18 protein-coding genes are annotated in these 26,350 nt (G+C 30.1%); 16 read left to right on the top strand and 2 right to left on the bottom strand.

From position 1 onward, the window contains the following. The first annotated feature begins 232 nt into the window (after nucleotides 1-232). The 13 genes from IU405_RS13165 (at nucleotide 233) to IU405_RS13105 (ending at nucleotide 17,698) form a co-directional block, all read left to right on the top strand. Nucleotides 233-1,939, top strand: a complete 1,707-nt coding sequence (locus tag IU405_RS13165) for an ATP-binding protein (RefSeq protein WP_197439073.1) — start codon at nucleotides 233-235, stop codon at nucleotides 1,937-1,939. A gap of 571 nt (nucleotides 1,940-2,510) precedes the next feature. Then, the gene (locus IU405_RS13160) at nucleotides 2,511-4,610 is read left to right on the top strand and encodes a type I restriction-modification system subunit M (protein WP_197439072.1); all 2,100 of its coding nucleotides are present in this window, start codon (nucleotides 2,511-2,513) and stop codon (nucleotides 4,608-4,610) included. Further along, nucleotides 4,611-5,879, top strand: coding sequence for a restriction endonuclease subunit S (locus IU405_RS13155; protein ID WP_197439071.1), 1,269 nt, complete (start codon nucleotides 4,611-4,613; stop codon nucleotides 5,877-5,879). A 6-nt stretch (nucleotides 5,880-5,885) separates the two neighbouring features. Next, nucleotides 5,886-6,431 carry a hypothetical protein gene (locus tag IU405_RS13150; RefSeq protein WP_197439070.1) on the top strand — a complete coding sequence of 182 codons (546 nt, stop codon included), beginning with the start codon at nucleotides 5,886-5,888 and terminating at the stop codon, nucleotides 6,429-6,431. Nucleotides 6,432-6,435: 4 nt separating this feature from the next. Then, a complete protein-coding gene (locus IU405_RS13145) occupies nucleotides 6,436-8,280 on the top strand; it encodes a DUF262 domain-containing protein (RefSeq protein WP_197439069.1) in 1,845 nt (614 codons plus the stop codon). 11 nt (nucleotides 8,281-8,291) lie between these two features. Then, a complete protein-coding gene (locus IU405_RS13140) occupies nucleotides 8,292-11,585 on the top strand; it encodes a type I restriction endonuclease subunit R (protein WP_197439068.1) in 3,294 nt (1,097 codons plus the stop codon). Between the two features lie 90 nt (nucleotides 11,586-11,675). Beyond that, on the top strand, nucleotides 11,676-12,131 hold the full coding sequence (locus IU405_RS13135; RefSeq protein ID WP_231749726.1) for a hypothetical protein: 456 nt from the start codon (nucleotides 11,676-11,678) through the stop codon (nucleotides 12,129-12,131). Between the two features lie 6 nt (nucleotides 12,132-12,137). Further along, entirely contained in the window at nucleotides 12,138-12,326 is a 189-nt protein-coding gene (locus IU405_RS13130; protein ID WP_197439067.1) for a hypothetical protein, read from the top strand. Continuing rightward, nucleotides 12,310-14,739 (top strand): ATP-binding protein, encoded by a 2,430-nt coding sequence (locus IU405_RS13125; protein ID WP_197439066.1) that lies wholly within the window; start codon nucleotides 12,310-12,312, stop codon nucleotides 14,737-14,739. The genes IU405_RS13130 and IU405_RS13125 overlap by 17 nt, the downstream gene beginning before the upstream one ends. Nucleotides 14,740-14,845: 106 nt before the next feature. Continuing rightward, nucleotides 14,846-15,529 (top strand): macro domain-containing protein, encoded by a 684-nt coding sequence (locus IU405_RS13120; protein ID WP_197439065.1) that lies wholly within the window; start codon nucleotides 14,846-14,848, stop codon nucleotides 15,527-15,529. Between the two features lies 1 nt (nucleotide 15,530). Beyond that, a complete protein-coding gene (locus IU405_RS13115; RefSeq protein WP_197439064.1) occupies nucleotides 15,531-16,226 on the top strand; it encodes a hypothetical protein in 696 nt (231 codons plus the stop codon). Then, entirely contained in the window at nucleotides 16,219-17,358 is a 1,140-nt protein-coding gene (locus tag IU405_RS13110; RefSeq protein WP_197439063.1) for a DUF4433 domain-containing protein, read from the top strand. The genes IU405_RS13115 and IU405_RS13110 overlap by 8 nt, the downstream gene beginning before the upstream one ends. Nucleotides 17,359-17,377: 19 nt before the next feature. After that, complete coding sequence (locus IU405_RS13105; protein WP_197439062.1) at nucleotides 17,378-17,698, top strand: hypothetical protein; 321 nt, start codon at nucleotides 17,378-17,380, stop codon at nucleotides 17,696-17,698. 117 nt (nucleotides 17,699-17,815) lie between these two features. On the opposite strand, the gene IU405_RS13100 is transcribed toward IU405_RS13105, so the two are convergent. Beyond that, complete coding sequence (locus tag IU405_RS13100) at nucleotides 17,816-21,169, bottom strand: TM0106 family RecB-like putative nuclease (RefSeq protein ID WP_197439061.1); 3,354 nt, start codon at nucleotides 21,167-21,169, stop codon at nucleotides 17,816-17,818. Nucleotides 21,170-21,591: 422 nt separating this feature from the next. Here IU405_RS13100 and IU405_RS13095 point away from each other — a divergent pair, with 422 nt between their 5' ends. From IU405_RS13095 to IU405_RS13085, 3 genes are read left to right on the top strand one after another with little or no spacing between them, the layout of a single operon-like run. Then, the gene (locus tag IU405_RS13095; protein WP_197439060.1) at nucleotides 21,592-22,512 is read left to right on the top strand and encodes a helix-turn-helix transcriptional regulator; all 921 of its coding nucleotides are present in this window, start codon (nucleotides 21,592-21,594) and stop codon (nucleotides 22,510-22,512) included. Beyond that, nucleotides 22,509-24,278: a DUF262 domain-containing protein gene (locus tag IU405_RS13090; RefSeq protein ID WP_197439059.1), complete on the top strand. Its 1,770-nt coding sequence runs from the start codon at nucleotides 22,509-22,511 to the stop codon at nucleotides 24,276-24,278. Before IU405_RS13095 ends, IU405_RS13090 begins: the two co-directional genes overlap by 4 nt. Next, entirely contained in the window at nucleotides 24,275-25,159 is an 885-nt protein-coding gene (locus IU405_RS13085) for a DnaB-like helicase C-terminal domain-containing protein (RefSeq protein WP_197439058.1), read from the top strand. Before IU405_RS13090 ends, IU405_RS13085 begins: the two co-directional genes overlap by 4 nt. Before the next feature lie 72 nt (nucleotides 25,160-25,231). Here IU405_RS13085 and IU405_RS13080 read toward each other — a convergent pair whose 3' ends face one another. Then, complete coding sequence (locus tag IU405_RS13080) at nucleotides 25,232-26,251, bottom strand: hypothetical protein (RefSeq protein ID WP_197439057.1); 1,020 nt, start codon at nucleotides 26,249-26,251, stop codon at nucleotides 25,232-25,234. Nucleotides 26,252-26,350: the final 99 nt, after the last annotated feature.

The raw sequence follows: 26,350 nt of genomic DNA, 5'->3' as shown, positions 1-26,350 counted from the left end.
ATGGCAACAATCTGGTTTTCGGTAAATTGGGTTGTCTTCATAAGTTTTCGGCTTTAAATTTAATAATTTTTACTGAACGCGCTCCTGCGTCGCTTGTCGAATTCTATTTTTAAATGGCCGAATTTTGGGGAAGCTTACAAAAAATAATCCGAAAAAAATTAAATATAAAACTTTACTGCGACATCCTTTGGCGGTTCATTGAAATATTTTTGTAGCATAAAGTAAAAATAACATGGCTACAGTAATAACTCTCAAACTACAAGTATTAAAAAATATAGGTGCTGTTTACACAAAGGCAAAAAATACTGAACTCAACATTTCGTTATTTAAAGGTGCTAATAAAGAACTTTCTTTTCTTGCTGAATATTTTCACATTTCAAAGCAACAAGCACTTTTTCTCTCTATAATTTATGTTCTAAACTATAAAGGACGGAGAGTAACTTTAATGGATTTGAATTCTTATTTTGAGTGTAATCCAATGAAACTTCTTGAATATAGTGATGACTTTATTCAGTTATATGAAAAACGGTTGCTTCTCAAAAAAAATAATAACTATAAACACAGTTATTTAAAGCTCAAAGGTGTCGATGAAGAATTTTTTGTAAACGAAATAATTACTGAAAAGATTTTAAAAAGTGAACCAATACCTGATGTTTTGATTTGTATCCAAAAACATGAGGATATTTTTAGTTTGGTTGAAAATCTCTATAATCTCGCTGATCAAAGGGATGATCATGAAATTTCAACAAAAGAATTGTTTGAGCAAACTCATCGAATTTTGGAAGAAAATAACCATCTGCCTTTTATTGAAAAAATAAATTTTTTGGGTATTTCTTTAGAAGATAAATACTTGTTTTTATTCGTTTTGTGGAAATTTTTTGACGGTGATGGAGATCCTTCTGTCGAGCGTACTTTTAAATTAATTTATGAAAAACATAATGTATGTTTTCTGAAAATTCAAAAGGTTTTGAATAAAGAAAATAAGTTGATTCAAGAAGGTTGGTTAGAGACTGATGATGAAAATTTTTTCAATGATGTAAATATGAAACTCACAGAAAAAGCATTTGACTTATTGAATGAATGTGGTATTAACTTATATAACAAAGATTCAAAACACAAGAACCATGATACTATAATTAAACCAAGTACGATTCCTTTTCGTAATTTAATTTTTAGTGATGATGAAGCGCATCAATTAAAATTATTGAAAACCCTTTTAATGGAAGATAATTTCAAAAATACTCAAGAACGCCTGATTCAAAAAGCATTGCCAAAGGGAGTAACAGTATTATTACATGGAGCTCCTGGAACAGGAAAAACCGAAAGTGTGTTGCAAATTGCAAAAGCCACAAATCGTGATATCATGAAAATCGATATTAGTGCTTCTCGTTCTGCGTGGTTTGGCGAAAGTGAAAAGATTATGAAGAATGTTTTTCAAGAATACCAATCATATGTAAAGAATCAAACGCTTATACCCATTCTGTTTTTTAATGAGGCAGATGCTATTCTTTCAAAACGCAAAGAAGGATTTATCTCAAATGTGAGTGATACTGAAAATAGAATTCAAAATATTTTATTAGAAGAAATTGAAAATTTTGAAGGTATTTTGATTGCTACATCAAACTTGACGAAGAATATGGACAGTGCATTTGAAAGACGTTTTTTATTCAAAATTGAATTTCAAAAGCCAAATATTGCCGCCAAATCTCAAATCTGGAAATCTAAATTGCCAAATTTATCAATAGATGATTGTGATTTGTTAGCATCGTTATTTGATTTTTCAGGCGGACAAATTGATAATATCGTCCGTAAAAATGAAATCAACGAAATTATTTATGGAAACAGTGTAGACGTAAAAACGCTTCTAGAATATTGCAAAGAAGAAACGCTGAATCATCAATATTCAAAAACACTTATTGGGTTTAAAAATGGTTATTGAAAAAATCATTATTTTAGAGAATTAATACAAAGACCGAGATAAAAGCTATTTTTAATCATGAAAAGAGATTACTAAGGATGTTAGAAAACATCATAAATGAAGTTGCTGGAATTATTGAATGGAACTATTTTTATTTTCATAAAATTATGATTTGAAAATTTTAGGATACTTTCACCAACACTATCCCCCAAGTATCCCCTAAGTATCCCCTAAGTATCCCTCTAGTATCTTTCTGAACCGTCCTTGACCCGTCCTAAAATAACTATACAGGTTATTAAATAAATCCTAGTATAGTTATACAAAGATAATTTACACTTCAAAATACGGAAAACCGTAAAATGTATGCTCCCTCTTTGGGTAGATTGCTATTTTAATTTTGAATTAATTAGTAAAGAGGTATAAATAAACCTTAATACCATTTCAAAAATTGAATAGGTTTATTCTTTTAAATGTTTTAGTTTTACGAATTAGATTGATATAACTGATTAATAAGTAGTAGTAGTAATTTTTTAGTAAAGCTTGATGTAGATTAATCTAAAGCTTTGTTTCTAAATAATTTTTTTAAAACATAATGACAAACGAACAACTCAAAAAACTAGAAAAAGACCTGTGGGATTCTGCCAATTCACTTCGTGCTTATGGCGGACTGAAAGCAGCCGATTATGCCGTGCCAGTTTTAGGTTTAATTTTTCTACGATTTGCAGAAAATAAATACAGCCACTACGAGCCAGAAATTCTTAAAGAATACGAAGTTGAAAAAGGTACACGATTAGAAAGACCAATCCATTCTATAGCATTATCAAAATGTGGATTTTATTTACCTGACTTTGCCCGATATGATTTTTTGCTAAATCTTCCTGGAGACGAAAGCTTGGCTAAAAAACTGCGCGAAGCAATGGAAGGCATCGAGAAATACCAAGACGATAAATTCAAAGATGTACTTCCAAAAGAAGCCTACTTTGAAATAGAAAAAAAGAAAGCCGACATACTACCACAATTACTAAAAACGTTCTCGGACATTCCAAAGAATGCAACTGGAGATATTTTTGGTAAAATATATGAATTCTTTCTTGGAGAGTTTGCAATGAGTGAAGGACAAAAAGGGGGTGAATTCTTTACACCAACTTCAGTAGTACGTTTTATTGTAGAAGTAATTGAACCTTATGCTGGCAAGATATACGATCCAGCTTGTGGTTCGGGCGGTATGTTTGTACAAAGTGCCACTTTTGTTAAAGAAGCCAATCACGACCTGAATGATATTTACGTTTACGGACAAGAATATATGGGAGAAACAGCTCGTTTGGCAAAAATGAACTTAATGGTAAACAACATTCGTGGCGAGATTACCGAAACCAACTCATATGAAAATGACCCTTATGAGGGTTTAGGAAAGTTCGATTTCGTAATGGCAAATCCACCATTTAACGTAAAATCAGTAAAAGAAAGCACCGTAAAAAACGATGAACGTTTCTATAAATATGGCTTACCCAAAAACAAAGGCAAAAATACCAACGACAGCATTACCGATGCCAATTACCTTTGGATTTCATTGTTTGCCACTTCATTAAACGATAAAGGAAGAGCTGGTTTTGTTATGCCCAATTCGGCTTCTGATGCTGGAAATTCAGAATATGAAATTCGTAAAAAACTGGTTGATAGTGGTATTGTAGATTGTATGGTTTCTATGCCATCAAATATGTTTTTAACCGTTACATTACCTGCAACGCTCTGGTTTTTTGACAAACAAAAAATTAACACAGAGAGAAAAGATAAAATTTTATTCATTGATGCTCGAAATACCTACCATCAAAGAGACCGTGCCCATAGAGAATGGAAAGAAGAGCACATTGAAAACCTAACAGCAATTGTGCGTTTGTACCGTGGCGAAAACGAGCGTTATTTAGAATTGATTAATCAATACATTACCCAAGCTAACGAAGCTATGAGTAAAGTGCCAACTGCTTTTAATGATTATTTTACTATTTTAAAAAGTATGATAATCAATTTACAGCATTATACTAGAGATAGCAAAATCAAACACAAACCCGAAGTTTTTAAAAAGATTACAGAAAGTGGTTTGCTTGAAAAAATAGAGGCATTAACATTACCAAATGTAACATTACCTGTCACCCTGAGCGCAGTCGAAGGGCTAGCTAATGAAAAACAACTTGCCTATTCTAAAACATTAACCCAATACACCCACCAACTTAAAGAAATTGATGCCAATTTAAAAACAAGCAAATACACTTTACTTGAAGTGTTAGCACTTGCAGACAAAGAAATCAAAGTTAAAAACGATAAAGACTGGATAGCTTTGGGCTTGAATGGGATAAAACTAATTGAAGAACTTCAACAACAATGGAAAGATAGTACTGATGAAGTTACCTATTTCCAAACCAATTTGGACTGGTTGCAAAGTCGTTTCCCGGAAGCAAAATATGCTGATGTAGCTGGATTATGCAAATTAGCAGAAAGAACAGAATATGTTGAAGAGCAAGATTATTCTATGAATGCTGGTAGATATGTTGGTCTTGAGCTAGACGGGAACACCATAAGCAATAAAGAATTTATTGAAATTATTAATTCTAAAAGTGATGAATTAAATGTTTTAAATAAAAGATCAAATGAATTAATCCATTTTATAACTCAAAATAGCAAAGAATTTATATAAATGGAAAATTGGATAGAATATAAAATAGGAGAGTTATGTGAGGTTGGAAGAGGTTCTTCACCAAGACCAATAATTGACCAACGTTATTTTGTTGATGGGGATATTCCTTGGATAAAGATTGCTGATGCAACTGCTTCTGGTAAATATATTTATGAAACTAAAGAATATGTAAATGAATTTGGAGCAAGTTTCAGCAGACATCTTGAACCAAATTCATTAATAATATCTGCAAGTGGTTCAATTGGTTTGATAAAATTTTTAGGTGTAAAAGGATGTATTCACGACGGTTGGCTTTATGTTTCAAACTACAATAAAAATTTTATTGATAAGGAATATTTATACTATTTTTTAATTTATTATTCAGTACAATTTAATAATTACTCTTCGGGTGCTGCAATTCAAAATATCAATACCGAAATACTTCGAAATACAAAAATAAAACTTCCATCAATTCCGATCCAACAAAAAATCGCATCAATATTATCTTCCTATGACGAACTGATTGAGAACAACAAAAAACGAATCAAGTTATTAGAAGAAATGGCTGTCGAAATCTATAACGAATGGTTTGTGCGTCTGCGTTTTCCGGGTTATGAAAGCACGAAAATTGTAGATGGTTTGCCAGAAGGTTGGGAGAATCTTAAAATTGGTGACATATGTACAGTTGGACGAGGTTCTTCACCAAGACCTATAACAGATTTTAGTTTTTTTGAAAATGGAAATATACCTTGGATAAAAATTGCTGATGCTACTGCATCGTCAAAATTTGTATTAGAAACAAAAGAATATGTAAATGAATATGGTGCATCTTTTAGTCGTTATTTAGATGAAGGAAGTTTAATAATAGCAACTAGTGGTACTTTAGGCTTTTGTGTTTTCTTAGGAATAAAAGGGTGTATTCACGATGGTTGGCTTTATACAAATAGTTACAAAATGAACATTAAACCTTCTTATTTATATTACAGAATAAATTCACTGACAGAGTATTTTAATAACTTTTCTTATGGTGCTGCAATACAAAATATTAATACTGACATTTTAAGAAAGACATCTGTTTTAATTCCTACGGAAGAGATATTAAATAATTTTTATTCAATTATAGATTCTATTGATTTAGAACACAAATTATTGTTACAAAAAACTAAACTTGTTCAAGAATCTTTCGATTTATTACTACCAAGATTAATCAGGGGTAAGTTGAAGGTTGAGCATCTAACAGAGGAGAAGGAATTATTAATGGTAGCAGAGCCAAAAGAAGAATATAAATAGAAAAATATGGCTGAAAGTACGTTTACATTAAATCGGTATTTTGATACAATGCTTACCTATAGTGAGCTACTAGAAGCAAATGAAGTTTACAAAACAGTCATCAAGAATACTAATTTTACATTACCCAATATAGCCACATTAGAGTTTATGCTTTGGGCAAAAAGGGAAAAATTAAGTTTTGGTCCGTATCAAAACCTAACTTTTTTTGAAATTAGTAATCGTATTCATTCCGACTTAGTATTGCTAGAAGCCGCACAAATTTTGTTTGAAAAACATGATATAAAAAGCATTCAGCTTAAAATGAGTAATCATTCAGGTTATGATTTAATCGTAATTGACAAAGATGATATTGAAATTAAAGGTGAAGCTTTCAATACTGCTCCTTCCTTTTTTCAAATAAAAATGAGAAGCGAATTGAAAAAGTTTAAAGATAATGAGGTTGGCATTATTGCTTATAATAAATCGGCATTGAGTGATAAAAACACAGTGTTTTTGAAAAATAAGAAAGTAGAATATAAAAAGATAACATTTATAGAATGTAATAAATTATAAAAAAATGAGTAACGTATCAAGCAAAATAGAAGCTAAAGATTACAGCATATCTGATGTATTATCGAATAAAAAATATACAATTGATTATTTTCAAAGAGAATATAAATGGCAACGTTTCCATATAGAACAGCTAATAGCTGATTTAGAAACCTCCTTTTTTTTAAATTATGACAAAACGCATCTTCGTGAAGATGTTGCAAGTTATAACTCTTATTATTTGGGACCAATAGTATTGAGCAACAAAGAAGGAAAAAGATCAGTAATTGATGGGCAACAACGATTAACATCCTTAACACTTTTTCTAATATATTTGAATAATCTTCAAAAAGGATTGGCTCAAAAAATCAATTTAGATTTACTTATTTTCTCGGAAACCTATGGTCAAAAATCTTTTAACCTTGATGTTCCCGAACGCAAACATTGTTTAGATGCTTTATTCAACGAAGGATTTTATGATGTAAAAGATACCGATGATGAAACAGTACACAATATTACCGAACGATATGACGACATAGCGGAATTATTTCCAGATGAATTAAAAGGGGATGCACTTCCTTTTTTTATAGATTGGTTAATCCAAAATGTAGTATTAGTTGTTATCACTGCTTATTCAGATGATAATGCTTATACTATTTTTGAAACGATGAATGATCGTGGACTAAACCTAACACCAAGCGAAATGCTAAAGGGTTATTTATTATCTAAAGTTAAAACACAAGAACAGCGAGATAAAATAAACCTAGTTTGGAAAAGTGAAATTAAAAAGTTGCACGAACTATGGGACGAATCGGACATTAGTTTTTTTCAATCTTGGTTGCGAGGAAAGTTTGCTTTAACCATTAGACCGGGAAAAGTTGGTGCTGCAAATGAAGATTTTGAAAAAATTGGTACACGATTTCATACTTGGGTAAAAGATAATAACGAAAAAATCAATCTTACTAATGCCAATGATTTTTTTGAATTTGTCAATACAAATATGCTTTTTTATACTAAACTATTCTTAAAGATATATGATGCCAGATGGCATTTTAAAAAAGAGCTAGAACATTTATATTATGCTCAACAATGGGGTTTTGCCAACTCGCTTGCAGATCCACTATTATTTGCTTCCATTTCTATTACAGATAATGAAGACACGATAAATAAAAAGTTGAATATGGTCGCTCGTTTTATAGAAACCTTTTCGGTTTATAGAGGCGCAAACTATCGTAATTTTTCTCAAAGTTCTATTCGATACACGATGTATAATTTGGTATTAGAAATTAGAAATAAAACCATTTCAGAATTGGGTGCAATATTCACTCAAAAGCTTCAAGATATTGATGAAAATTTAGAAGGAATTTCTCGATTAGGGATGCACGGACAAAATAAACATTTTATCAAATTTATTTTAAGTAGAATTACAGCTCATATCGAACAGCGATCAGGAAAATCGACAACTTTTGTAACCTATTTTCACAATCCTGATGGTAAACCTTTTGAAATAGAGCACATTTGGGCAGATAAAATGGAGTTTCATTCTGATGAATTTTCACAATTGCACGAGTTTAATGAAACAAGAAATCGTTTGGGAGATTTAATTCTATTGCCACGAGGAACCAATCAATCTTTTGGAGCAGGAAAATACGAAGAAAAATTACCGCATTATTTAAAAGAAAATCTTTTGGCACAATCTTTAAACAGCACTTGTTATGAAAGAAATCCAAATTTTTTAAATTATGTAGCACAATCTGGATTACCATTTAAAGCACATAATGAATACAAAAAAGCAGATTTAACATCGAGGCAAGATTTATACAAATTGATAAGTGACGAAATATGGAATATTGATTTCTTTACTCAAGAATAAAAACCTAAACTATGGCATATCTAAACGAATCACATATTGAAGTAGCCGACATCAATTTCTTTACCGAAAAATTGGGTTACAAACACATCAATGCTTGGGAGAAAAAACTAATGGGTAGAGAAACACTCAAAGATGTGGTGTTACTCGACCGTTTACGTAGTAGTTTAGAAAAGCTAAATAAAAATTTACCGTCTGATTGTATAGACCACGCTATTTATGAACTGACCAAAAGTAGAGCTACACTTTCGCCAATAATTGCAAACAAGGAGATTTATGAGTTAATAAAAAATGGAATTCAGGTTGAATATAAAAACGCATTAGGTCGTGAAGAAAATGATTATGTCAAAGTAATTGATTTTAATGAAAAGACAGCCAATGATTTTTTATTAGTTTCTCAATTAAGTATCGAATACCAGGAAACACAAAACATCACACGCAGACCCGATTTATTGCTCTACATCAATGGTTTGCCATTGGTAATGATTGAATTAAAAAATGCTACCGAAAAAGTAAAAGTAGGATTTGATAAGAACTTAAAAGATTACAAACGAGATATTCCGCAGTTGTTTTGGTACAATTTATTTGTTTGTGTTTCTAATGGAATCCAAACCAGAGTGGGTAGTTTCAATGCGCCTTGGGATCATTTCTTTTCTTGGTTAAAACTAACCGATACAGCCATAACGCACGACCAGCCCACAAAAGACGAAATCGAGATTGAAAGCCAAAGAACCGGAGAACATTTAAGTCTAAAAATCTTTGGCGAAGGTCTTTGCTGCAAAGAAAACATACTAGATTATTTTGAAAACTTTGTATTATACCATAAAAACAAGGTTAAAATTATAGCTAAAAACCACCAGTATTTAGGAGTTAACAATGCGATTCTTGCTTTACAGAATAAAGATACCAACAAAGGAAAGTTAGGTATATTTTGGCACACACAAGGTTCTGGAAAATCGTATTCAATGATTTTCTTTTCTAAAAAAATCCATCGAAAAGTTACAGGAAATTGGTCCTTTTTAGTCATTACAGACCGTAAAGATTTGGATGGTCAGATTTACAGAAACTTTCTAGAAACAGAATCCATTGTTGAAACCAAAGACCAAAAAGAAAATTATTTCAGACCAAAAGACAAAGTAAATCTTCGAGAATACTTGCAATCCAATAGAGCGTATGTTTTTACATTGATTTTCAAATTCGGGATAGAAAGTGGCAAAACATATCCACAACTAACCGATAGAAAAGATTGGATTGTAATTGTGGATGAAGCCCATAGAACACAATACAAGAGTTTGGCAGAGAATATGCGTATTGCATTACCAAACGCCCAATACATAGCTTTTACAGGCACACCATTATTAAAAAGCGAATTAACCAAGGATTGGTTTGGCTCCTATATTTCAGAATACAACTTTGCCCAAAGTATTGAAGATGGTGCAACGGTGCCTATTTTCTATAAAAAAAGTGTACCAAGAGTAGAACAAATTAATCCTGATTTAGTCGGAGAAGCAGCTGCAATTTTAGAAGATGAAAACCTTACTGAAGAACAAAAAAGTAAATTAGATAAAGAGTTTTCTACCTTATTGAATGTAGTCAGAAGAGACGATAGATTAGAAGAAATTGCAAAGCATATAGTGAAACATTTTCCATATCGTTTAGATGTCGTTGATGAAGATGACCGACGACGACCAATGAAAGCAATGGTAATTAGCATTGATAAATTCACAGCGGTTAAAATGTATGATAAGGTGCAATACCACTTAAAAGAGGAAATCAAAGAGTTAAGAAAGAAAATAGCTAGCGAAAACAATCCCGAACTAAAAACAAGATATGAAAAGGCAATCGCTTTTATGACCGAAACCAAAATGGCAGTGGTAATAAGTCAAGAAGGAAGCGATAAAGAAGAAGAAAAAGTTTTTAGTGATGAGAAGTTAGATATTAGACCACATAGAAGATTAATTGACCATCCAGATGAAGACGGTCGTAATATTGAAGATTATTTCAAAGACCCTAATAATACCTATCGCATCGTTTTTGTAACAGCAATGTGGATGACTGGTTTTGATGCACCATCGGTTTCAACACTTTATTTGGATAAACCACTACAAAATCACACGTTAATGCAAACTATTGCAAGAACAAATCGGGTTATTGAAGGAAAAAAGAATGGTTTAGTAATAGATTATTTTGGGGTTTTTAGAAATCTTAAAATAGCTTTAGCAGCCTATGCCGAGGGAACTAAAGGTAGAAAAAATGAAGACGAGGAAGACGAATATCCAGCAAAAGAGTTTGAAGAATTATTGTCATTATTAGACCAAGCAATATCGGAAGCAAAACTATTCTGTAACGAATTGGGAGCTGATGTAGATAAAATCCTATCGATGGGCGAAAGAGGTTTTAAAGAAATAGAATTGTTTCAAGAATACGCTAATATCATTTTAGCAAAAGATGAACACAGAAAACAATTAGGATTATTTGTAAACACAATTGTCTCATTATATGATTCTGCAAAACCCGAAGTGTATGAATTTCCAATAGTAAAAAAGAACAGAGATGTTTTACAATATTTAAGAGATGTTGTCGATAGAAATGTAGATCAAGACGAAGCAGTAGAAAGAGCCAAGAAAAAGATTGAAGAATTACTAGATAGTAGTATCGTTGGAAAAGGAGATTTGCAAGATGCAGCAAATCTTGAATACAAGATAGATTCATCAAAGCAAATCGATTTGAGTAAGTTGAATTTCGAATTATTGAGAAGTGAGTTTCCAGACAAAAAGCATAAAAATATCCAGTTTGCCGATTTAAGAGAATTACTAGAAGTGAAATTAAAGCAGATGATGGCTCAAAATAAAACAAGAGGTTCATTTTTAGAAAACTTCCAAAAGATCATTGATGATTATAACTCAGGCAGTATTTCAATTGAAGAAGCTTATGAAGAATTAGTGAAACAAGCTGAAGCAATGAATGAAGAGCAACACAGAGCTGCTAAAAATGAAATGACTGAAGAAGAGCAAGAGCTTTTCGACTTATTGAAAAAAGACAAATTAACCAAAGAAGAAGAAAAATCAGTTCGATTGGCTGCAAAGTCTTTATTGGTGAAATTATACGACGCTAAAAACAAAATACTAATCCAAGAATGGCATAAAGAAAAGGCAACACAGGAAAAAGTAAAAAGAGAAATCCAATTGGTGTTAGGAAGTTTGTTGCCAGAAACCAGTTATGACCGATTAGTTTTTTCTCAAAAAGTAGATGTTACATTTCAACATTTTTATGAGTTGGCACAAATGGGACGAGGTTTTGCGGCGTAATTTGTATTGTTAAATCCTTTTTTTAAATAAGTATTTTCAAAATTAACATATAATGTTTTAATAATAGAAATTTTAAATAAGCATTAAATTATGAGTAACGAAGTAACTATATTTTTTGATAGTCCAAAACCGTTTGTATTAGCTAATATTAAACCTTTAAATGGGATTGCTGGCTTGTACTTTATTTTTAGTCAGTCTATTGATATTCAATATCCTTTCGAAAAATCAAAATTGTTATACATTGGGATGAGTGAAAAAAAAACCAATAGCATTTCTAGTAGGTTATCAGGTCATTTTGATGGGAAATCGAAAAATATAGGATTATCAAATTACCGAAAAGTAGAACCTCTTTTATTCACTTATATCAATTTTGAAATGCTTCAAAATATTTGGCATTTTCGAATTGAAGATTTAGAAAGCTATTTTCTTTTAAATTTTGTGGAGCATTTTGGTGTTTACCCAATTTGTAATAATAAAACAGGCTTTGAAATTCGAAACAATAAATTAGAAACTTATTTTAAAATTGATTGGGATTATTTTAAATAAAAAATTATGAAAAATAAAGTAAAATCAGGTAAAGAAATCGTAGATGATTTTTTTAAGAATATAGAAGACATTGATGGTGTTGATAAGGATATTGTTAAAATGCTTACAAACTTATATGAAAATAACAAACTGACAGAAATCAATGTAAAGAACGAACTACCTAAACTCCGTATCCAAGATGGCAACAAAGATTAAGAATATAAAAATTAAGGGTATTAGAGGGGCAAAAGAGACTTTAGATTTAAATTTAAATGGCAAATCCATACTTCTATATGGAGATAACGGTTCTGGTAAAAGTAGTATATCTGATGCTGTAGAATGGTTTTTCACGGATAAAGTTTCCCATCTTTCAAGCTCTGAAATTGAATTAAAAGATGCTCTTAGAAATGCAACCATTCCTGATACAGAAAGTTCAGAAGTAAGTATAAGTTTCACAAAAACTAATTTAGATTGTTCAAAAACACTATCATTAAAAAAAGGTAAACTAATACCTGAAATTCTTAATACAACAGAGGAATTCTCTAATTATATTTCAAATTCTAACAGCGAAAATATTTTATTAAGGTATCAATATTTAACAAATTTCATTGATAATACAAAGGGTGAAAAATTAAAATATTTATCCGACATTATAGGTTTTGCAGAAGTAACCAAGAAAAAAGAGGTATTACAAAAATCACATAATTCTGTAAAAGCCGAGATAAAATCGCAAAACTTTGAAACCCAAATAAGTAGTAATAAACAAATTTTAATAAATAAGCTAGGTGCATCAATAAGTCTAGAAAAACAATTGTTTGACACCATTAATGAAAAAATTAAAAGTTTAAATACCGGAATTACAATTAACTCTATTGCAGATATCGGTAAATTACTAGAGCATATAAAGAGACCTGTAAATAACAATTTGACAATTGAATTAAAGTTTTTAGATGATACGAAAAATGCGCTAAATATTTTATTTAGTGAAATTGATTTGATTGACGGAGAGTATGTAAAATATTTCGAGGAATTCAATATAATTGCAAATGATGTAGACGCAATCATAAAAATATATTTAGGTGATTTATTGAATGCTGCAAATACTGTATTTAAGAAAAAAATTCATACTGATGAAAGTTGTCCACTTTGTTTACAACCTAAAAACAGTAATGATCTTCAAGAAGAAATTAAAGTTAGGCTAAAAGAAATTGAAGAATACTCGAAGAAAAAAGTGCCATTTGATAAGGCAAAAAAAATGGTTACTGAAATAGTTGCTGAAAGGATTAAAAGATTAGAAAACGTGCTCTTAAATACTGAAATTAATAAGGCAGAAAATGATACTATCAAAAAAGCCGTAATTTCTTTAAAGACAAAAATTTTTGAATATCAAAAAGCAATTGATGTAAAAGTTACTTCTGGAGATAAACCACTTAGTGCAGAACATTATAAACTCAAAGAAGAAGATTTTTCTATTTTAAATAGTATAATAGAACGTATTGTAAAAATTGAAGACTTTCTTAAGAACGACACTATTACAGTCTTATATTCAAATATTTTAGCGTCAAAAGAAGCATTTTTAAATATTCAAAAATTAGACAAGCAAAAAGTAGTATTAGAAAATCAACGCAAAACTCTAGAGTTGATTTATAATGAATTTGTTAAGAAACAAAAAGAAGCCCTTGAAGATTTTATCAATTCATTTTCTGAAAGAATAAATGAGTTTTACCAATATATGAACCCTGGTGAACCTTTCCAAGAAATTAAAATTGTTACTATTGGAGAGGATGATGAATTGAATGGTATTACAATTGAATATAAGTACAATGGTAATTGGGTATCGCCACCGCAAAAATACTTTAGCGAGTCGCATCTTAATTGCTTTGGGCTTTCATTTTTTCTTGCATCGGTAGAGGCATTCAACAATGAAAATAAATTCATAATACTGGATGATGTTATCTCAAGTTTTGACAGTACACATAGAAAAAGTTTTGCCGATTTACTTTTCGAAAAATTTTCTGATTATCAAATTATTCTTTTAACTCACGAAATAGAATGGTTTACAAATATCGTAAGTCCTTTGGCAAAGAAAAATGGCTGGTTAACAAACATAATTAGATGGACAGAAGTTAAAGGAACACATATTGATAGTGAACCAAAAACATTAAAAGACCTCGTTGAAACTTCTTTGGCTGACGGAATTACTGAAAATTTAGGAAATCCAATAAGAACTTATTTAGAACATTTTCTAAAAGATGTTTGTCTTAATCTTGATGTAAAAGTGAGTTATAAGCCTAATGTGGTTAATGAAAAAAGAATGGCTGATGAACTCATAAATGAACTAAAATCACGAATTAGTTCCAAAAGTCCAGATTTAAAAGCAAAACTTCCAGTAATTGAAAAAGTAGGTAATTCGTTGTTATTAGGTAATTTACTTTCTCACGACAATCCATTTAATCCAAAAATAGGAGACCTTAAAGCTTTTTGGAATGATATAATTGAGTTGGAAAAATTATTTATCTGTCAAGAAGCAGCTTGTAAAAAACCTAAAGTCAGTTTAATAAATTATGATACAGTTGCAAAAAAAATTAGATGTGGTTGTGATACAACAAAATATGATTGGAGTAAATAACGAGTTATAAAAAAATAGATTTATTTATCTTTTACAATATTTTATAATCTTCAAGTTTACAATTCAAATGGACACATTGAAAAGCATAATTAATAATAAAAGTTAAATGAAAATTATTACCGGAAATATCTTTAAAACTGAACACCAAACAATAGTAAACACAGTTAATTGCTTTGGCATTATGGGTGCTGGAATTGCTTTAGAGTGCAAGTATCGTTACCCTGAAATGTTCTTAAAATATAAAGATATGTGTGATAAAAAGTTGCTTGATATTGGCAAACTATATTTATATAAATCTAATCAAAAATGGGTACTTAATTTTCCAACAAAGTATCATTGGAAGTACGAAACAAAACCAGAATATTTAGAAAAAGGATTGCAAAAATTTAAAGAAACATACAAGGAAAAAGGAATAACTTCAATTGCTTTTCCTCTTTTGGGTGCTCAAAATGGAGGTCTTTCAAAAGAACAATCACTTGAAATGTTGGAAAAATACTTAAATAATATTGAAATACCTGTTGAAGTTTATCAATTTGATGCAGAAGCTCCAGATGATTTGTATGAACTTTTTAGTAAAACCTTTTTATCGATCAACAATTCTGACTTAAAAAAAATGAGTTTGTTAAAGGAAAACAAAATTATTTATTTGAAAGAAATACTTGAAAACCAGCATTTAAAAAATATGGGACAACTAGCAAAATATAAAGGAATTGGCGAAACTACAATCCAAAGATGTTTTGATTTTGCTATGCGTGCTGATACACTAAATATACAAACTAATCTTTTTTAATATGAACATTGAAACAGCAAAACAAATTCTAATAAAATCGGTTACCAATCTTAATACTAGAAGAGGAAGTGTTAATGGTCAAGATTTGCAAGCGGAAGTAATAAACAATGCTTGTTATTATTATTTAAAAAATCAAAAAGAACAATCAAGTAAGGCTAGAAGCATTGAGGATATGTTCATAGGAATATTAAAAGGAACAGAAGAGTTATTGCCTACAACTAAGGCTTTCACAGAAGCAGCTATGGAATTATTTCCAAATAATTATGGAGTAGCTGAGGCAATGAATGCGACTTTCGGAATACAACAAAATGTTGCTTGGGATGGTATGTGGGAATTTTTGATTGATTATTTTCAAAAAAATCACAGCATCCAAATTGATGAAGGTAATTATGATATAGCAATTTTCTACTCAACGAAGCATAAGCGTTTTGAAAATGATGGGCTCACTTCCGAAAGTGAGATTGAAAGAACAATTAGACTTAATTTTTCAAAGGATAAGAATGAAATTGTTGTATCAATAGAACCATCACTATCACCAAAGAAAGCATATATAAAAACCATTAAATCCAACAAATACATTTATGAAGGAGTTGATCCTGATTATGTGTTCAATGTATTTTTTGGTGATTTTGGTGAAGTAACAAAATTCATATTAAAAATGCCTAATAGGAATTTGAAAATAGTTTATTTTGAATAGTAAAGTCGAAATACTGGATTGCTATAATGAAAATATATATTTAAATATTCTCAAATTTCTTTTTGATGAATTAAATCAAGTAGAAGCTTTTTTAAATTCAATTGTTAAAAATCATGAATTTAATAAAATTGATGAATTGGAAAAATTGTATGAAAATATTTTTTCAAATGATTTACTGGTTAATCACATAAGCTACAAAGTTTCAAAAATAGTGCATTCACTTTCTTTATGGAGGAATGAAGAAAATTTGGACAGAAGCAATTCTTATTATCATTTAACATTAACCTTAAAATCAGAAACAATTGTTGAACTTGATAAAATTTATAGTTCTGTTCTATTGAAGATTTTGAGATTTTATAAACATTTATTTTCAAAAATAGACAACTTATCTGTAACTTTTAAAGCGGAACAAATAGAAGCATTTAATAGTATTCTTAACAAGGTAAAAGATGACAATAAGAAATTCTTAGAGTATTTTGAACGAAGAGAAGTAATCGGCAACAGATTAAAACTTGACGAACAAAAACTAAGTAAAATTCCATTCGGTGGTCTTTTCTACATAACACATATTGACAATATTGAAAGTATATTAAAATATGGGATCTTATCTCATAATCAAGCGCATCAAAAAGGATTAGTTAAAGTTGATATTTCAAACCAGACTGTTAATGCAAGACGAAATAGATTTGTGAGTTTACTCGGCGGTAATATTCACGATTATTCCCCATTATATTTCAATCATAAAAATCCAATGCTATATACTTTATGTAAAAATAAAGATAAAAACACGCTGGTCTTATTACGCATTAACCCTCATATTCTATTGATAGATGATGTAGCTTTTTCTGATGGAAATGCAGCTTCTAGTTCTACACACTTCTATAAGAATATTGATGATTTTAATAAAATAAACTGGAGTTTAATTAAACAAGGCTCTTGGTATAACTATGAATTCGGTATTGAAGAAGGTAGAAGAATAATGTGCTCAGAGGTACTTGTGAAAAACCAAATCCCATTGTTTGTTATAAATGACATTTTTGTTTATGATGAAAAGGTATTAGATAGGATTATACCTTTATTTCCTAATCACCTGGGTATAAAAACTTTCGTAAATAAGTCAATGTATTTTTAACAATTAAAATCAAAACATTATGGGGAATATTATAGCAACAAAATGTAAATCTTGTGGTTTTTCAAATGAGTTTAGATATGGTGGAGGCAAATTTAGTTATCAAACGAATTGTCCGGTTCCTGCTATTAATAAGGAAACCTTAGCATTTGAAAATATTAATTATTTAGAACACAAGAATTCCGATAAATATCTATTTTACACTGATGATGTTTTAAAAGGAAATAATCACGATAATAACAAAATCAATAATTTTGATTTAAAATTAAATACAGTCAATAATTATTGTCCAAAGTGTAAAGAAAAAGCCTTAGACTTTAGGATAACTATGCTTGTTGATTGAGTAATATCATTATTTCATTCAGCTGCACAAAACTTTCATTTAGTCCAAGTATTCCTAAACTCACTGTCACCCTGAGCGCAGACGAAGGGTTTGTTTGCTTCATTTCGCTAATGACAATTATTTTGTTTCAGCAAGTTCAATAAATCTACAAAAAGGATTAGCTAATTTAATTTGTTCCGGTGATTTACAATCGGGTTCAAATATTTTTGGTGAACCAACCATAATAAAAATTGCTTTAGCTCTTGATACTGCAACATTAAAACGATTGGGACTATATAAAAAATCCATTCCTCGTGGAGCATCTTCAGGCGATGAACTAGCTAGACTATATATAATTACAGCAGCTTCTTGACCTTGAAATTTGTCAACGGTTCCAATTTCAATAGTTGGTATTTTTTTTTGTAATTCAAACACACTACTGTTATAGGGTGTAATAATTTTGATGTCCGTACTTTGCAATGCTCTTTTAATATTTTGATCGTCATACCAAAACACATCACCTTTGGTTAATTCAGTTGTTATTTTTTCAATCACTTCAATCTCTTCGAGTGAAAAATTAGTATTTCCTTCATGTATTATCGATTTATAAAATAATCCAGAACCTTGAAATTCAGTATTACCTTCAACTCTTTGATGTTCTAAACCATCTACAGACTTTAATCTTGACTCGTAAAACATTTCAGAATCAAAAAAACAAATGGATGGGTGCATTCTATATGTTTTTTCTAAAAAGATACCTTTTTCTTTTGAAATTGTTTTTTTACCTTCAAGTAAATGTTCTAATGCTGAAACATCTGTTCCGTCAGGATGAACACCTTTCATTGGTTGTTTTAATTGTTGATGGTCACCTAAAAAGACAATGTTTTTGGATGCTTGAGTTACAACTAGAGTATCAATTAATGCAAATTGTCCAGCTTCATCTATTATCAAATAATCTACCTTGTTTTTAAGATTTTCATTACACCACATAAAACTTGTACCAGCAATTACTTGATATTTAGCAATGTTTGTAACTATAGTATCAATATTTTTAGCCATTTCCCATGAGTAATCTCCATCATCATTACTAGAGCCTTTATAAATTATTGAAATATCGATGCCTTGTTTAATGGCTAATTTTTGTACTTTATCAAGTAAATTAATGATTACTTTATGACTCAAGGCAGTAATGCCAATTTTCTTGCCTTTTTTAATTAGTTCAAGAACCATATGACTTCCTGTATAACTTTTTCCAGATCCCGGCGGTCCTTGTATGGGTAGATAACTGTTATTTAATTTAGAAGCCCAATCAATACTTTTTGCAACTAAATCAGTTGTATCAATTATAGGCTGTAATAAATTGGGTAAGGTATTCAACAATAAATCTCGTGTAACTTTATAATCACTTTGACTATTTTCAAAACCATTAGCTAAAATCCATTCTGCAAATTGAATTAAGGCTTCTTCTTTATCTTTTGTACTAAATTGTTCAAATTTAATTATAGTGTTAGGGTGTATATCTTTTATACTTGGGCCTTTTTTTATTTTGACAATACCATGCAATTCATCAATTTCAATAATTTCCATTAATGTTTTCCCATCTTCAATTTTCACTTTATTTCCAGGCCGTAGTTCACATTCTTGACTAGGAAAAGTATAAGTATCAATAAAGCTTCTTTTATCAGGAACACTTTGACCTGTAAACTGTAGATAAGTTAAAGTAGATTTTTCATCTAATAATTCATCAGGTTCTAATTCCAAAATCCTATAATATTCCCACCAAAATGATTTTTGTTCTCTTCGATACCAATCAAGCATATTAGCGAGTATAAATCTTGCTTGTTGTTCTTTATTTCGTTCATTAATATCTAAAGGAATATCTTTCATTAATGCATCATAAATGGGTGTAATTCTTTCTAAATGAGCAGTAACACTATCTGGTACTTCTACAGTATTTTCAATTGGTCTTTCAATTACTTGACCATTAGTAATTAATAATGCTCTTTCTTTTTCAAGCCACAAATGTAAATTTAAGGTAGAATAGCAATCATCTTGATTGTAAAGCTGAATGGCAGCTTTCATTTCTTCAGTAATTAATTCAAATTTTTTACTCTCGAGTAAAAATTCATAATCGGCTTTAAATTTGGATAGGGTTCGTAAATCCATTTCTCGAACAAAACCATGATAAACTTCTAGGTCTTTTAATGAATATCGTTCAACTCCTGCTCTTATTGATTGTTTTAAAACCCTGTGCAAGTCAATAAAACTTTTGGTTCTAAGTAGTATATCTATTTCATTTTCCTTAATAGCATATTTTCCCATCATTCTTTTCAGGGCAATGGTTTCATAAGGAGCATAATGGTAAATATGTAATCCAGCAAATTCTTTTCTTTTATCAAAAACAAAATCAATAAACTGCTCTAATGCAGCTTTTTCTTCTTCTAAGTTGGAAACCCAAATACAATGATATTCTTTTTGAAATACCCAACCAAATAGATATTCTAATCCTGAAGGTTCTACTAAAGGGTCACCTTCAAAATCTAAATAAATATCTCCATCAGAGGGTTCTGGTAAATTATAAAAACCAGTATTCTCAATGAGTTCTAATACCTCATATATAGGCTTTTGAGTAGTTCTTGTTTCGTTTTGAACTCTTGCTTGTTCTCTTAACTTTGTGTAAGTCTCTTTAGAACCTTTTGTTGGTTTAAAAGGAATCGGTAAAGTTAGTTCAGACATTGCTTGTAATTTGGTAATACCGTGTTGTTTTACTTCTTTGATTTGAGAAGTTCCCATACCTGCAATAAAACTTAAATGGTCATCTTCTCTTCTAATACTGTTACAATGTTGCCACCAATTACATATATCACAATGGGAACAAGGTTCTGGATAGGTAGCAATTGGAGTATTTATAGCATTGTCAAGTCTTTTTTTTATTAATCTTAAGTAAGAAATATAGTCATTCACACGATAAGACAGCTCACTTTCAGGTGTTTTAACATGCATGTATTCAGGCAACAAACCTTGTATTTCTTCAATTATTTCTGAATATAATGATATTTGTAAAATTGTACCAGCTCTTGTCTGTGTCGATAATTTTGTGTCTATAACTTCATAAGACCAATTTCCAAGCGCACTTGGAGTAGCTACTTTTATTAAAAAATCAGCCCACCCTTGCCATTTTTCATTACTTAATCTTGCTTGATAGATATAGTCAGCACCTTGACGCATAGCTTCAATTGTTTTTTGCTTTGCATTTAGTTCTTCAGAATTTATTTTAACAATTGAAAGACCTTTAGTTTCTAATTCAATTAAAAAAGAATTTTCAAAATCAATACCTCTTTCTCTCAAAACATCTAAAACCCTATTATAATTAATTGGCTTTTCTTTTAAATCTTGAACAACATCATAATTAAGATTAGTTAAATGTTTGCAATGAATGTGATCCGATAAATCTGAAGCTGAAAAAATGATTTGATTATTTGACTTTCTCATAGTAGAATAAAAAAATTAATTTGTATTTAATTATAAAACCAAATGTAACGATTTAATGTAATATGTTTAAAAAGTTGGAGGTTTTACTCATTCTTCGAGGTCTCCTGACCTCGCAACAAAACAGCATCAAAACACAACTAGTATAGTACCCCTTAAGATTATATTATAAAATTAAAAAGTACAAGTGCGGTCAAAGTAAATATATTTTCAAATTTAAAATAGCACTCTAAAAACAACGATGCTATTTAATTTTAAATCCAAACAATTAAAACCAAAAACTTTTTAAAATAATTATTCAGTATCTTTAAACGTCAGATAATGGCGCAGTAACCGTTTACTTTTGTCCTATGGAAAAGTTTATGGTCAAATTCACCAATCGCATCAAAGAATACCTGGCACAAGAAGCCCAAAATAGTATAAAAATGGATACATCAGTAATAAGCAGACGCCAACAATTAATTCTAAACAAATTACGCAAAGGCAATCATACCTATGAGGAGATCTCAAGGTATCTTGAAATAGAATCAGAGATACACAGCCTTGACCTCATCATTTCCAAAAGAACATTACAAAGAGATATAAAGACCATCGCTGAGGTATATGGGCTAGAAATAAAATACGATAGACAAGTAGGGAAGTACACCATTGCAAACGACCTGCAATCGTTAACCCAACAAAAATTGTTAGAAACGGTAGACATCTACCATGCCTTGTTATTAAAAGATAAAATCTCTGACAAACTAATCTTCGAACAACGTCAACCCCAAGGTACTCAGCATCTGGTTCCAATTCTAAAGGCAATAACGGATAAAAAACAAATCAAATTCAACTATCAAAAGTATTGGGAAGAGCAAGAGGAAACCAAAACAATTGAACCGCGATTTTTAAAAGAATACAAACAGCGATGGTATGCGGTTGGAATAGATATACAAAAGGCAGCACCTAGAATTTATGGGTTAGACCGTATTCAAAATCTAATAATCACTGCAACAGATTGTAAATTTGAGAATATGGATATCGAGTCACTATTCACAAATAGCTTCGGAATCATTTCTCCCAATAACGAAAAGCCTATGCTCATCGAACTGACGTTTACTGCTTTTCAAGCAAAATATATCAAGAGTTTGCCTTTACATCATTCACAACAAATCATAAAAGAAGAAGCAGAACAAGTTATTTTCAGTGTTTTTGTAGTGCCAACATTCGATTTTAAAATGGAGTTAATGTCTTATGGTGATTCTTTAGTAAACATAAAACCAGAGAGTCTTAAAAACTTGATAATCAAGGAGTATAAAAATGCGTTAGAAGTATTAAAAAAAGACAAAACAAAAAATAAATTATGAAAACATTTAGAGAATTAATTTATAATTATCATAGAATAATATGTATTCCTCCTTACCAAAGGGCATACGCTTGGGGTGAAGAGCAAATTGAACAATTTATAAATGATTTAATTGAAATGCAAAATAAAACATATTATTATGGGCATTTTATTTTGGAAGAGACTGACGATAAAACTGTTGAGGTTATAGATGGTCAGCAGAGAATTACAACTTTTATGCTGTTTATTTTATCTTCAAAACTATACTTAAACTATGCGTTAAGTTCAGATGATAAAATGCTTTTACGTAATAGGTTTAAGACGATTAAATATGATTCTGATAGGTTTAAACAACTTGTAGAAGCTATTTTAGAACAAAATACACTTATTAAAACATCTTTAGAAGACAAGTCTTCTATAAAACGTATAGTTATTGCTATTGAATGTTTTAAAACACAATTTCAAAAAATAGGAGAATCAAAAAATGTTGAATCTTTAATAAAAACAATACTAAATGCTGAAATTTCTGTGCATAAAGCAAAGGATAAAAAAGTAGCTGTTCAAATATTTGAATTACAAAATTCTAGAGGTATATCATTAGATTTAATGGAGAAATTTAAATCTCGTTTAATGAAAGAAATTTATTTACACTCACCAGATGAAAATGCTGCTGACAAAAACATAAAAGCGTTACAAGATGACTTTGCCCATATTTATGCATTAGAAGAGAAAACAGCTGAATCTAGTTTTAGAGGAGATTTAAAATTAGATAATATTTTACTGCATCATTTGAGAGTCATTGATGATGGTACAAAGAAAGAATACAACGATTTTTTTTCACCAGCAATTGGAAAAATCGAAGAGAATGTTTTAAAGTATATTTCTGATAAACTAAATGAAAAAGAAAATCTGAGTGATAAAGAAAAGTATATTTTAAACTTATCAAAATTATTTAAAGAATCTGTAGAATTTGTTTGTGACAGTTTAATCGATTTAGATGAAAAAAAACCACTAGTTGGAGACTGTATAATTTTAGATAAAATTCATTCATTAGAGTTATTTCTGCTTTTACTTCATCATAAAAAGATTGATGAACTTGATTTAACAAAATGGGAACTACTATTATATACTAGAGATTTTCATAGCCAATATCATGGTTTACATCATAGAGACAATTTTCAAGGGATATATAGTCAAATTTTAAATGAAAATAAAGGGGTCAACGAAATAATTAATTTCTTCGTTACAAATGGTTTTGTTGGAAAGCTTCATGGTAGATTGCAAGATATATTTATCGAAGATGTTCTAAATAAAAATGAGGATAGCATTAAAAAAAGAGCATTTAATTTTTGGAAAGAAAAAATGACATATTTGCTTTACAAGTATGAGATAGAGAATTTTGATACGCCTACAGAATTAAGGAAAGAAATTAGAATACTGTTTAAAAAAGGAAAATCAATTGAACATACTTTACCTCAAAACTGGATTGAATTGATAGAGAATTCAGATAACAACGAAGTATTTAGAAATAGCATTAATTCTAGAATAAATGGCATTGGAAATTTAATGATTATAGGTAATCGTGAAAATTCACGGGAGGGAAATAAACACCCTAAGGTCAAGAATTATGATATTAAGGAATTTGGCAATTACGCAGAGCATGAAAAAAATAAAGACAAGTGGGCTAATCATGAGAATTGGGCAGGCTTAATAGATAAGAGAGGTGAGAAGATTTATCATTTTATGAAAACGTATTTTTCTGTAAATTTTTATGATGGGGTAAAATGAAAAGCACTTACACAATACTTAGAAGGTTAAAAAAACAGACCAATCAAAATCTAGAAGGATTAAAAACAGGTTTCCTAAAATTTGATAAATTTACCAAGGGCTTTCAACCAGGTCAACTCATTTTAATGGCTAGCAGACCAGGAATGGGAAATTTAGCATTTGCCAAATGTCTAGTACTCAATACAAGTATCAGACATCAAAATCAAGTAGCCATTTTTTCACTAGAACAATCAGCAAAAACCTATCTTCAAAAAATGATAGCCACTGAAGCAGGCATATCATATGTTGAGGTTCAAAGACAAAATCATTTGGAAGAAACTACCCAAAAATTAAATACAGCCACTGCCAAAATAGCACAAGCACCCATTTTTATAAATGACGACCCATCTTTTACCCTAAATGAGTTAATTTTTAAAGTAAAACAATTGAAAAGTAAGCATACCATAAAGTTGTTGGTAATTCATGGATGTCATTTAGTAACGGATAACGAACAGCACACCCATTCCAAGCTCCAAGAGCAGGATTTTATAGGTGCCAAATTAAAAGAATTAGCAGAATATGAAAACATAGCAATCATCATCACCCAAGAACTTCCAGACAGCTTAAAATCGTATGCTAATAATGAGGGAATACCCACACTTAAGGAAGTATATGAAGATACACCCATAGCAAAACATGCAGATCTTGTTACATTTCTTTACAGACCCGAATATGATGGATTAAAAACCTGGTATGACACCCACGAATCTTGTGAAGGGGAAGCAGCGTTAATAATTCTAAAAAATAGACACGGAAACCTCAATAATTTCAAACTGTCTTTTGATGGATATAGTTCTCGTTTTACGGAGGTGGATGACCTAATTTTTACTAAAAAATCATAGGAGGCCAGACAGATTAATGAAAATTAAATTTTTAAATGTAAGGGTGTTTATAAAGTGTTTTTTAGTCTAGTTTTATGGAGTATTTAATTCAGCAATCTCTTTTTCAGTTTTAGGAATTAGTTCTCCAATTTTCCTTAAATTATGAACAGTTTCCTCAAAATCTAGCATATTATTTTTATCCGTTTTTCTATATTCCGTGCTTAATTTAGCAACTCCCATATATTTTCCATACCTCCCAAATTTACTAATTTCAATTTGTAGTAGATTTGCATTTTTAAATAAAATTTCTCTATAAAATTCTCGAATTTCAGTTCTTTCATTTTCATTGTATGCATAAAGCATGAAAACTAATTGATGTTGTTCTATTTGTATATAATAATCAAACTCTTTTTCATTTATTTTTGAATTTTTCCATTGCCACCAAAATCCCAAAAACCCTCCAGAAACATTTGGTACATATCCCCAGTCTCCACCAATATTTTTCTGCAATTCTAAGTAAAAACCTTTCCATGAAAGCCAATGCCATTCATTAATTGGAGTAACTTTATATCTATTTATTTTGTCATCCAAACTTTGTAAGCTTTTGTAATAATTTGTGATTGTATCATGTTGTTTTTCGTTGTCCGTATTTTCAAAATACTCATGAAGTATTTCAAGCATATCAGTTCTTGTAAAAACCGAAAATCCAGCATCAATGATTTCGCTATAATTCCCTAGTGCTTCCATTTCAAAGTAAACAAGTTTTACGTTTAGTTTTGAATTTTTAAAATGATTTTCAGCAATTTCAGTATATGTATGTAGTAGGGTTGTATCTCTTATAGGCACTTTTTTATATTCAATGACGATAAAATATGCCTCATTGATGAAAGCCCAAACATCAATTTGATTCCATTGTCCTCCTGCTTCAACGCTCCTAATTGGATAATTTGATGGTTCTCCTAATAATCTTTGTACAAATAATTTGGCACAAGAATGTAAGGTACTATCTAATTTTTTATAATCTTCAGCTGACCATTGAATAAACCAAGTTAAAAAAGCATCCTGAGAAAGTTCGGTGGTAGTATAGTTGAATACATCGGGAAATTTTTTCATAGCTCTTAATTTTTTAAATTTTATAAAGAAAAGTATTTCATAAGATTGGTCATAATTGAGAAAGCTCATTTTTCACTACTTGCCACCTGTTCTAATTGT

It is taken from the genome of Polaribacter sp. BAL334, assembly GCF_015767435.1.
In the GTDB taxonomy this organism is placed as follows: domain Bacteria; phylum Bacteroidota; class Bacteroidia; order Flavobacteriales; family Flavobacteriaceae; genus Polaribacter.
This window is presented reverse-complemented; position numbering and strand designations above follow the sequence as displayed.

What these genes read in the sequence shown, in the direction of transcription:
- IU405_RS13165 (WP_197439073.1), top strand. Translation starts at nt 233, where the DNA reads ATGGCTACAGTAATAACTCTCAAACTACAAGTATTAAAAAATATAGGT.
- IU405_RS13160 (WP_197439072.1), top strand. Translation starts at nt 2,511, where the DNA reads ATGACAAACGAACAACTCAAAAAACTAGAAAAAGACCTGTGGGATTCT.
- IU405_RS13155 (WP_197439071.1), top strand. Translation starts at nt 4,611, where the DNA reads ATGGAAAATTGGATAGAATATAAAATAGGAGAGTTATGTGAGGTTGGA.
- IU405_RS13150 (WP_197439070.1), top strand. Translation starts at nt 5,886, where the DNA reads ATGGCTGAAAGTACGTTTACATTAAATCGGTATTTTGATACAATGCTT.
- IU405_RS13145 (WP_197439069.1), top strand. Translation starts at nt 6,436, where the DNA reads ATGAGTAACGTATCAAGCAAAATAGAAGCTAAAGATTACAGCATATCT.
- IU405_RS13140 (WP_197439068.1), top strand. Translation starts at nt 8,292, where the DNA reads ATGGCATATCTAAACGAATCACATATTGAAGTAGCCGACATCAATTTC.
- IU405_RS13135 (WP_231749726.1), top strand. Translation starts at nt 11,676, where the DNA reads ATGAGTAACGAAGTAACTATATTTTTTGATAGTCCAAAACCGTTTGTA.
- IU405_RS13130 (WP_197439067.1), top strand. Translation starts at nt 12,138, where the DNA reads ATGAAAAATAAAGTAAAATCAGGTAAAGAAATCGTAGATGATTTTTTT.
- IU405_RS13125 (WP_197439066.1), top strand. Translation starts at nt 12,310, where the DNA reads ATGGCAACAAAGATTAAGAATATAAAAATTAAGGGTATTAGAGGGGCA.
- IU405_RS13120 (WP_197439065.1), top strand. Translation starts at nt 14,846, where the DNA reads ATGAAAATTATTACCGGAAATATCTTTAAAACTGAACACCAAACAATA.
- IU405_RS13115 (WP_197439064.1), top strand. Translation starts at nt 15,531, where the DNA reads ATGAACATTGAAACAGCAAAACAAATTCTAATAAAATCGGTTACCAAT.
- IU405_RS13105 (WP_197439062.1), top strand. Translation starts at nt 17,378, where the DNA reads ATGGGGAATATTATAGCAACAAAATGTAAATCTTGTGGTTTTTCAAAT.
- IU405_RS13100 (WP_197439061.1), bottom strand. Translation starts at nt 21,169, where the DNA reads ATGAGAAAGTCAAATAATCAAATCATTTTTTCAGCTTCAGATTTATCG.
- IU405_RS13095 (WP_197439060.1), top strand. Translation starts at nt 21,592, where the DNA reads ATGGATACATCAGTAATAAGCAGACGCCAACAATTAATTCTAAACAAA.
- IU405_RS13090 (WP_197439059.1), top strand. Translation starts at nt 22,509, where the DNA reads ATGAAAACATTTAGAGAATTAATTTATAATTATCATAGAATAATATGT.
- IU405_RS13085 (WP_197439058.1), top strand. Translation starts at nt 24,275, where the DNA reads ATGAAAAGCACTTACACAATACTTAGAAGGTTAAAAAAACAGACCAAT.
- IU405_RS13080 (WP_197439057.1), bottom strand. Translation starts at nt 26,251, where the DNA reads ATGAAAAAATTTCCCGATGTATTCAACTATACTACCACCGAACTTTCT.